The sequence below is a fragment of the Photobacterium sanguinicancri genome (assembly GCF_002265265.1).
In the GTDB taxonomy this organism is placed as follows: Bacteria; Pseudomonadota; Gammaproteobacteria; order Enterobacterales; family Vibrionaceae; genus Photobacterium; species Photobacterium sanguinicancri.
Genome location: NZ_NOIF01000454.1, coordinates 1 through 460 on the forward strand (window position 1 = coordinate 1; position 460 = coordinate 460).

Consider the following 460-nt stretch of genomic DNA (forward strand, 5'->3'; position numbering starts at 1 on the left):
AGGCGGTACGCGATCTCATCCGCGCGCGACGCAGCGCGCAAGATGATGCCATCGGAGCCAAGCAGACAGTGCGCAGCTTCCTGTTGCGTCATGATCGTCGTTTCGGCGGCAAGGCGGCCTGGACGAAAATGTACTGGCGGTGGTTGTCCGAGCAGCGGTTCGATTTTCCCCACCAACAGCTGGCATTCGAGGAAATGCAGAAGCGGGTGCTGGAGGCGCAGGCACGGGTTGGGCGCTTAGAAGCGGCGCTGACTGAAGCGGTGGACGCATGGTGTTTTGCGCCGCTGGTCCGCAATCTACAGGTCCTGCGCGGTATCAGGCTGGTCAGCGCTGCGACGCTGGTCGCTGAAGTAGGCGATCTCACCCGCTTCGACAATCCCAAGCAGTTGATGGCCTATGTCGGGCTGGTACCGTCCGAATATTCCAGCGGCGCTCGCAAACAGCGCGGACGCATCACCCG

1 protein-coding gene is annotated in these 460 nt (G+C 62.2%); it reads left to right on the forward strand.

Annotated features, from left to right (window positions below):
* The coding region (locus tag ASV53_RS24575) for a transposase (protein ID WP_141226346.1) at positions 1-460 on the forward strand (460 nt) is incomplete at both ends.